The sequence below is a fragment of the Shewanella sp. SR43-4 genome (genome assembly GCF_014163845.1).
GTDB classification, from domain to species: domain Bacteria; phylum Pseudomonadota; class Gammaproteobacteria; order Enterobacterales; family Shewanellaceae; genus Shewanella; species Shewanella vesiculosa.
Map to the genome: position 1 here is coordinate 251305 of NZ_JACJEB010000007.1, position 8256 is coordinate 259560.

Sequence of the window (8256 nt, forward strand, 5' to 3'; positions counted from 1 at the left end):
TAAATAGGCTTGATAATACGATAAATATTATTAAATCCAGTATTCGCACCTCGTCTCATTAGTGAATAATTTTTATACTAACATCTCAGGCCTGTTAATTTTATGTATCAATTACTTTGAATCAATAATACAATTTAAACATAATTATCATTTAATGATAAAATACAATAATAAGTTGAAAGGTTTTTTTGTTGTCTAAAATCAATAGATTAAGTGTTTACCTTTTGATAAATAGATGAGTTGATGAGCTAGGTTATCAATATCATTTCTACCCTGAACCAGTATGCTGTAAATGAGAATGCGAATATGAAATCTGAATCTGCTGAAGGTCAAACATCAACTGCCACTGTGACTATTTTGTATTATGAAGCGCCTGTTGGTTTAGAAATGCATAATGCTGTCATGACCGATTTACATGTCAGCAACACAGGACGCGTAATGATCCCAGAATCATTTCGTCGAGGTAAGTCAATTATTGCGGTGTTAGAGGGTGAGTGCAAAATACTTAACTCGTTAGGTGAGCGTGTTTATTCACAGCGTGTATTGAGCTAAGCACTTATTGATTCTAAAACTAAAAAAGACACTATAATGTGTCTTTTTTAGGTTATTGCTATGAGGTTTGCTATTTAGCAATATGGGGATTAATCATTGGATTCACAGCGTAATAAATCATTTAATAGCTTATCTGCCAAAGGCTGTAATACTTGCATATTAGGTTCGGTATGAGCCACCGTTCTTAAACCGTATATTCCCATCACCAAATATTGCGCTAAAAATTGGCTGTCACTGTCTTGTGCGATTAACTTCTGTTTTTTTGCTGTATCAAATACTTGCGCTAACGACTGCTGCCACAGCTGCAAAAATTCACAGGCCATAAGTCTAATTTGCTCATCTTGCTCGCCCATTTCACTGAGTGATTTGGTCAGTAAGCATGACTGGGTCGCATCGCAGCTTAAACATTCTTGTACGATTAGGGCTAAATATGCACCTAAGTTGTCTACCGCTGAATCATCATTGGCAAATAGTTGCTCAAACTGCTTACTGCGATCTTGTTGATATTGCTCAATTGCAGCAATAAATAAGCCTTTTTTATTATCAAAGGCACAGTAAATTGACCCCGGATGTAGTCCCGTTGCTTTAGTGAGATCTTGCATGCTGGTTTTAGCGAATCCATTCACTAAAAAGGTGCTCATAGCAGCACGTAAAACAGTTTCTCTATTAAATTCAGCGTGTCTCATATCTGGTCACTTCTGGTTAACAACAAAGCGTGATAACTCATCACACTTGAGTCTAACTAAATTTTACCGACTATTCAAAAAATACTTGAATGTCTATTCAAATACGATTAATCTTGAACGTATATTCAAGAATGGAGTTAACCACATGACGGCCAGTTTATTTACCCCTTACAAACTCAATGACACCTTAACATTATCAAACAAGATTTTAATGGCACCATTAACGCGTTGTATGGCGGATGATGACCTTGTGCCAACACTGAAGATGGTTGATTACTATGCTCGCCGAGCTGAAGCTGGTTTAATTATCAGTGAAGCGACAATTATCCGCCCAGATGCCCAAGGCTACCCAAACACCCCTGGCTTATTTACTCCAGCTCAAATTGACGGTTGGCGTAAAGTGACCGATGCCGTGCATAAAAGTGGCGGTAAAATCTTTGCTCAACTTTGGCACACTGGCCGTGTAGCACACCCACATTTTTTCGATGGTGGTGATGTTCTTTCTTCTTCTGCACAAGCGGTTGAAGGCACAGTGCCTAGAATGCGCGAACTCGTTTATCAAACACCAAAAGCGGCCACCTTAGATGATATTAAGCAGTTAGTGGTTGATTATGCTCAAGCCGCGGCAAATGCGATTGATGCTGGCTTTGACGGCGTTGAAATTCATGCCGCGAATGGCTATTTAATTGACCAATTTTTGCATCATGACAACAATCGCCGTGAAGACGAATACGGCCAAACTCCGGCAAATATGTCACGCTTTGCTTTAGAAGTTGTTGATGCTGTGGTTGCCACAATTGGCGCAGATCGCACTGCTATTCGAGTTTCTCCTGGTGCCTATTTTAATATGGCCGCCGATCCACGCGACCGTGATGTGTTTGACTATTTACTACCTGAGTTGGCTAAACGCCATTTAGCGTTTTTACATGGCGGTATTTTTGACGACTCAATGCAGTTTGATTACTTAGGCGGCAATATATCGACCTATTTGCGCAGTGTTTATACTGGCACCTTAGTGGGTGTCGGTAGCTATACCGCCGAAACGGGCAGTGCAGCCATAACCGACAACAAATTTGATTTGTTGGCAATTGGCCGTCCATTTATTGCCAATCCAGATTACGTGGCAAAAGTGCGTGATGGCGGCGAATTAGTGACATACGCCGACAGCATGTTAGCGGAACTGATTTAACGTTATTTGTTGTTTTAGGTTACTAACGTCAATGGAGGTTAGTAACCTAGTGTGTAGGAATCCATTTCTAAGCCGTACTTGATGTACTAGAAATGGCGCTAAAATTATCAACCCCAATTTGTTTTTTTTAGCCTCCGTTTTGACCACAGCTACTGCTGTGGTTTTTTTTGGTAAAAATTTAGCAGAAATTTGTCTCCGTGGGCGCAGTCTATTACTATGGCGACAATTTTCGGCAAAGAGAAACATGATGCAGACACTGCAACAATTAAATGATGGTTTGTTACTGGGTTATCAACGGGTCAGTATCGCTGAACAACTTACGCAATTTCCTACAAAACTGTTTGAATTAGCCGATACCCTAGAAGTACTCGATCTTAGCAATAACCAGTTGTCGTCGTTGCCGGATAATTTTGCTGATTTACATCAACTTAAAATCTTGTTTGTGTCGAATAACCTATTTGAACATCTTCCAGCTGTATTAGGTCAGTGTCCAAAGCTCGAAATGATAGGTTTTAAAGCCAATCAAATTCGTACCGTACCGGAAGCATCCATTCCAAAACAAACCCGTTGGTTAATTTTAACCGATAACCAAATTGAGCAATTGCCAGACAGTTTAGGTCAATGTCATCGGCTCGAAAAGCTTGCGCTTGCGGGTAACCGATTAACAGCATTACCTAATAGCATGGCAAACTGCCATCAATTAGCCCTGATCCGATTATCGGCTAACCAGCTTACCGCTTTACCACATTGGTTATTTGAGTTACCTAACTTAGCTTGGTTAGCCTTTGCAGGTAACGCGTTCAGTCATGTTGAACATTGCGATAATACTCGCGTACCTGTAGTGCCATTAAGCCAGTTTACTTTAGGTCAGTTACTCGGGCAGGGCGCATCTGGACTGATTTACCAAGGCTCTCACCATGCTGAACAATCAGATGAGGCAAGCTTTAGCTGCCAGACTGATGTTGCGATTAAGTTGTTTAAGGGCATGGTGACCAGCGATGGTTACCCAGCAGATGAGCTTGATTGCTGCTTAACCGCCGGCGAACACCCAAATTTAATCAATGTAGTGGCACAAATTAATCAACCAGAGCAACTGGGTTTAGTGATGCAACTTATCCCGCCAAGCTATGGCAATTTAGGTTTGCCGCCGTCGTTGCAAACCTGTAGCCGCGACACCTTTGAAGCGCAAACCGTATTTACTTGGGCTCGCATAACTTATATTGCCAGCCAAATGGCTGATATTTTGGCTCATTTACATCAAAATGGGATTAGCCATGGCGATATTTATGCCCACAACATCATGATAAATACTCAAGATAACGTATTGTTTGGTGACTTTGGCGCCGCCTCAAATTTAAAGCAGTTCACCCCACAGCATTTGCAATTAATGCAAGCGATTGAGGTTAGGGCGTTTGGTTATTTGGTCGATGACATGCTAAACCTCATCGATAACCCAAACACACCACAAGCGACAATGTTGCGCCAGTTAGTACAAGATTGCTTGCAGCATAGTGCATCAACTAGACCGAGTTTTAAGGCGTTGTTACCCCGTTTAGCGAGCATTGTGTAACAGATAAACACACTCGGGCTAAGGCATCATTAGGTTTAACCTAGTTGTTTCTTAACTCGGGTGAATGCCCCAAGTTAATGGCTCTAGCTAATCGTACGGCGAATAAACAATCCAGAATATGGTCTTTAGCCACACACTGGATTATAATCAGATTATCATGTCGTAATGAAAGGCTAGCCCACTGTGGAAAATAAAACTGCACGTTTTACTGTATTAATGGACCCGCTAAAAAAGCAGGCATTTGAACAACTGTGTGCTGCGCAAGATCTCACCCCATCACAAGTCACCCGTCAGCTTATTCGCGAATACCTCGAAAAGCATGATGTGAGTTTTGCTGACAATCAAAGTCGTCCCAATCCACAGGTAAAAAGCTAAGCTTTAATTCACCTATCGTTAGGCTATTCGTGACGTTAGTGGTATTCCCAATCGTTTCGTTAGCAGGTGAGTGGATCAGCTGGTTTATTATCCTAGGGTAGTCAATTTGTGATAATAGCATTATAATGTCATTACAATATTCGGCAGGGTAGATACTTTTCTATCTCACGCCAATCGATAAAGCCTGTCGAACTGCGTATTAGCGCTGTTAACGTGTTCGACAACTGCCAAGAACACAGAGAGTAAAGATATGAGTGATGTAATCCCGCCATGCCCAAAATGTGAGTCTCCGTACGCTTATTCAGACGGCACATTATTAATTTGCCCAGAATGCGCCAATGAGTGGAACCCAAATGAAGAAGTGGTTGATCCAGACGCTATCATTTTAAAAGATGCCAACGGCAACTTATTAGCAGAAGGCGACAAAGTCACCTTAATCAAAGACCTTAAAGTAAAAGGTTCATCACTCGTGCTTAAAGTTGGCACTAAAGCAGTGATCAACCATTTTGTCGACGGCGACCACGACATCGATTGTAAAGTGGATGGCAATGGCCAAATGATGCTGAAATCGAAGTTTGTTAAAAAACAAAGCTAATAACGATTGAACTAGTCGTTATATGTGACCATTAATCAGCTTGAGGCTGATTAACAAAAAATCCCTGCAGGCATTAATGCCAGCAGGGATTTTTTTATGGACCCAGGTTCAAGTCCCGCCGCCACATCTGAACGGGTTATTGTTGTTCCAAAAAGTATACTGTTTAGCAATGCCCGAACGCATGTTTGCCCAGTTTTGCTCCCCAAGTGCAATCACTTCCGTGACACGCTGTAAACCCATCCCTGGGCGCTGTGCGAAAATATCGATGTTTTCGATGGTCACAGCCGCGATTACACCTGTCGTTTAGTTATCTTCGATTCAACCTTGTTTGTAACTAAGCGATCTAACTCATTTTTGGAAAAAAGTGGATTAGAACTTATCTTTTTATAAAAGTTTACCCTGATTTCACTAAATGCGGCTCTATTTTAGCTTATGGTTTATAACCTATGGCCTGCGGCCACTGACGTCGTGGCGCTTCGCCCACACCAGACCAAGAGGAAACCAACGGCTGTTCCCTCTTGGAACTCCCAGCCGCCCCGCAACATTTTCGCTCTTTACAAAACAACAGCTGCGAAAAGTCGCCATGGGGTCAGATTTAACTTTGACCTACATTTGCAGACTGCCTCGGCCTTATTCGAAAATGCTAACGCTTCCGATGGTACATCCTGTACCGCGAAAGCTAGCGGGCCATCCATGGCCAGCTCACGCTATTTTCTTCAACGGCCTCAAGTTCAAAGCTGAATTTAGGCTTTTTCAATCAAGGAATCTAAATCATTTATGGACAATAGCTTCTTAGAGTAAATTTTATCCCCCCCTAGTTCACAATACGATAAGTATGGCTAAATTCAGAAAGGCTAGGTAGACAAGCTAAGATTAATCTTCAAATAAATGGCCAATTAAACTTAGCCACTACACGTTGAGTTCACTGCGCCACAGGAGCAGCTCACAAAGGATCGTGGTAGTAGCTTTGCGACGTTTCAAGCCAAGGCACTAGCTCAACATCTTGTCGATAAACTTGCCAGTCATTGCCACCAAAGGTGCGTCGTACTTCGCTAAGCCAAGCCAACACTATGCCTTCAAAACTGATGGCATCAAATATCCAATCATCTGAGTTACTAGCGATTGGGTACTTGATGTAACCTGAGAACGCGGTATTTTCAAGTTGAAAACAGATTGATTCCGCTGCACTATTAATAAGAAGGCATTGATATTCTTTGTTATTATTATATTTTAGCGTTAACTCTTGTAAGGCTACTCGTTGAGTTTCACTGAGAGTTAACTCAGCGCTGAATCTTAATGCGACTGACATATAGCTTCCTTATTGCATCACAACTGCGGTCATTATTAATAACGGCCACCGCAATCGCTTATGTGTTCACAGTCCACTATTTCCACGTCACTTTAGTGCCGGGGGGCAAGGGTGGCATAGCCTGGCAAACATCGTTAAAGATGGCAAATAACTCGGTTAATACTTGGGTTAACTGGGTCTCGTTATAGCACCAGACATAGTGTAATGGGGAATGTTGATAATTCTCAGTGGTTTCCCCCCGAAGATAACGCACCATATGTGCCAACTCTGGCATACCCGCACCCCGCCAATGGTCATCTAAATAGGTGCCAATTGTAAAACTTACCCATTGCAGCATAATTATGGTCACACTCATATGCGGATGAGAAAATTTTTTATGGTTGAGACGAAAGTAGCCCCCCTCTGCTTTATAGTAACGAATTGGCAGACCAAAGCTGTCCATTATGGCAATCTTTCTCGGCAAAGACACCATAGGCGCGTTCTCATCGATAACTTGAGGGTATTTATCGACTAGTACTTGATAACGTTCTGGCAGACGCGCCGCCTCACAGGCCGCCAACAAGGTGGTAGTGACTCGATTAATTTCATATTCCATAACTTAGCTCCACGAATTTATTGCAACTCATTTTATTGCATCTACTTTTATTACACTTATTTGTGGCTACTTACTTGGGCCCAGCATAGTAACAGCAATGCTCACTTAAACTGGGCCGAATGACTTAAAGTTTTGTCTAATCAGCTGCTGGCTCAGGCTTAAAGCTAATGCTAAAGCCTTTGCTCGCAGCTATATCTAAAAACCGCTGAATATTTGGCAAGTTAGCATTCACATCCGGTAACTCCAACGTATAAGAGTCAATGACCAAGGGGGCGTTATATAACTTATCTTGTTTATATTTTGCTGCCCGCATCTAGCTACCCGTTGTAGTGATCAAGTTAAATTGACCACGGTTTTAGAGTCATTCCAATATAGAGGTGGGAAGGCCTGAGACTTACAAACGCTTTTTATTTACCATCAGCAACTTAAACTGATATTGATAGAGTTCATCATGATGATGTGTAATCTTATCGCTTCAGCTCTAAAAATGAACTTTAATATGTATTAAAGTGCACTTTTTTCGAGTTTTAGCGCTTAATCGACATGTTTTGCGTATTATCGTGACAAACTTGTCTCAAACTCAGTTTATGCAGGATATTTTGCATAACTAGTCACAATTTATCAGTCTTAGACTTAGTGTTCATAACGTCAACAAAGACATGCTGCTACAAGAGTACTCAGCTCTCAATCATCAAATCTTTCTGCTTAATAACTCTAAATGATCATTTGTTTCATTAGCATTAAGCTGTACACGCTCTTCTAGGAGCAGAGTGTTGTATTCCAGTAGTTTTTGAATGAACACATCAAAGAAACCTAGTGATAAAACTAACGAGGTAACAACCGCTACTATCAGGATCTCTGCAAGCCAAGGACTTCCTAAAAGATATGCAATGGAAACGACTAAAGCCAGTAAGGTCTTAAACCATTTCACGTATGAGCATAACTTCATCGCAGAGGCTATATCTCCCGTCATCACTGAAGATTTAAAGTTATCCATATATTTCTTCACTCCTTACTTTTATCTACAAACGGCAAAGCCTCATTAACGATAATTAAAGTGCAGCTTTCGTACTTAATCGACGTATTTTGCGTATCACCGTGACAATAATGCCTTACTTTTAATTTATACCAAACCGACAGATAATATGACTCATTTCTGGACAGAAGCGAGCTAGGTTTCCAACTCTAATTTGTGAGTTTAGGATTAAAATTTCTATGGATTAACGCTCAAAGCAGCTGCGCGGTACGCGTCGGCTAGCTTTGCTTGATACTCATTGAGCCTCCTCCCTAGCAAGCCGCATCAGCGGTATGCTTAAGGTGACTAAACCAACAGGAGAAAGCTCAATGAGATTTTATAATAACTCACATCCATACTACTGTGGTAT

General features: G+C 41.4%; 10 protein-coding genes. 5 read left to right on the forward strand and 5 right to left on the reverse strand.

Features of this window, described 5'->3' with window-relative positions; all coding sequences use genetic code 11:
- Positions 1-306: 306 nt before the first annotated feature.
- Positions 307-552 carry a TIGR02922 family protein gene (locus H5123_RS10500; RefSeq protein WP_182697920.1) on the forward strand — a complete coding sequence of 82 codons (246 nt, stop codon included), beginning with the start codon at positions 307-309 and terminating at the stop codon, positions 550-552.
- 89 nt (positions 553-641) lie between these two features.
- On the opposite strand, the gene H5123_RS10505 is transcribed toward H5123_RS10500, so the two are convergent.
- Positions 642-1238: a TetR/AcrR family transcriptional regulator gene (locus H5123_RS10505; RefSeq protein WP_124017552.1), complete on the reverse strand. Its 597-nt coding sequence runs from the start codon at positions 1236-1238 to the stop codon at positions 642-644.
- A 145-nt stretch (positions 1239-1383) separates the two neighbouring features.
- Between H5123_RS10505 and H5123_RS10510 the strand changes: the two genes are divergently transcribed.
- The 4 genes from H5123_RS10510 (at position 1384) to H5123_RS10525 (ending at position 4967) form a co-directional block, all read left to right on the forward strand.
- Positions 1384-2427, forward strand: coding sequence for an alkene reductase (locus H5123_RS10510; protein ID WP_182697921.1), 1044 nt, complete (start codon positions 1384-1386; stop codon positions 2425-2427).
- 247 nt (positions 2428-2674) lie between these two features.
- Positions 2675-3997: a leucine-rich repeat-containing protein kinase family protein gene (locus H5123_RS10515; RefSeq protein ID WP_259395630.1), complete on the forward strand. Its 1323-nt coding sequence runs from the start codon at positions 2675-2677 to the stop codon at positions 3995-3997.
- 183 nt (positions 3998-4180) lie between these two features.
- On the forward strand, positions 4181-4372 hold the full coding sequence (locus H5123_RS10520; protein WP_101085561.1) for a CopG family transcriptional regulator: 192 nt from the start codon (positions 4181-4183) through the stop codon (positions 4370-4372).
- Positions 4373-4622: 250 nt separating this feature from the next.
- Positions 4623-4967, forward strand: coding sequence for a zinc ribbon domain-containing protein YjdM (locus H5123_RS10525; RefSeq protein WP_011636566.1), 345 nt, complete (start codon positions 4623-4625; stop codon positions 4965-4967).
- Positions 4968-5910: 943 nt separating this feature from the next.
- Here the strand turns inward: H5123_RS10525 and H5123_RS10530 are convergent.
- The 4 genes from H5123_RS10530 to H5123_RS10545 form a co-directional block, all read right to left on the reverse strand.
- Complete coding sequence (locus tag H5123_RS10530; protein WP_182697923.1) at positions 5911-6276, reverse strand: hypothetical protein; 366 nt, start codon at positions 6274-6276, stop codon at positions 5911-5913.
- Positions 6277-6352: 76 nt separating this feature from the next.
- A complete protein-coding gene (locus H5123_RS10535) occupies positions 6353-6871 on the reverse strand; it encodes a hypothetical protein (RefSeq protein WP_182697924.1) in 519 nt (172 codons plus the stop codon).
- A 136-nt stretch (positions 6872-7007) separates the two neighbouring features.
- Positions 7008-7184, reverse strand: a complete 177-nt coding sequence (locus H5123_RS10540; protein ID WP_182697925.1) for a hypothetical protein — start codon at positions 7182-7184, stop codon at positions 7008-7010.
- Between the two features lie 378 nt (positions 7185-7562).
- Positions 7563-7868 (reverse strand): hypothetical protein, encoded by a 306-nt coding sequence (locus H5123_RS10545; protein WP_182697926.1) that lies wholly within the window; start codon positions 7866-7868, stop codon positions 7563-7565.
- Between the last annotated feature and the right edge of the window lie 388 nt (positions 7869-8256).

What these genes read in the sequence shown, in the direction of transcription:
- H5123_RS10500 (WP_182697920.1), top strand. Translation starts at nt 307, where the DNA reads ATGAAATCTGAATCTGCTGAAGGTCAAACATCAACTGCCACTGTGACT.
- H5123_RS10505 (WP_124017552.1), bottom strand. Translation starts at nt 1,238, where the DNA reads ATGAGACACGCTGAATTTAATAGAGAAACTGTTTTACGTGCTGCTATG.
- H5123_RS10510 (WP_182697921.1), top strand. Translation starts at nt 1,384, where the DNA reads ATGACGGCCAGTTTATTTACCCCTTACAAACTCAATGACACCTTAACA.
- H5123_RS10515 (WP_259395630.1), top strand. Translation starts at nt 2,675, where the DNA reads ATGCAGACACTGCAACAATTAAATGATGGTTTGTTACTGGGTTATCAA.
- H5123_RS10525 (WP_011636566.1), top strand. Translation starts at nt 4,623, where the DNA reads ATGAGTGATGTAATCCCGCCATGCCCAAAATGTGAGTCTCCGTACGCT.
- H5123_RS10530 (WP_182697923.1), bottom strand. Translation starts at nt 6,276, where the DNA reads ATGTCAGTCGCATTAAGATTCAGCGCTGAGTTAACTCTCAGTGAAACT.
- H5123_RS10535 (WP_182697924.1), bottom strand. Translation starts at nt 6,871, where the DNA reads ATGGAATATGAAATTAATCGAGTCACTACCACCTTGTTGGCGGCCTGT.
- H5123_RS10540 (WP_182697925.1), bottom strand. Translation starts at nt 7,184, where the DNA reads ATGCGGGCAGCAAAATATAAACAAGATAAGTTATATAACGCCCCCTTG.
- H5123_RS10545 (WP_182697926.1), bottom strand. Translation starts at nt 7,868, where the DNA reads ATGGATAACTTTAAATCTTCAGTGATGACGGGAGATATAGCCTCTGCG.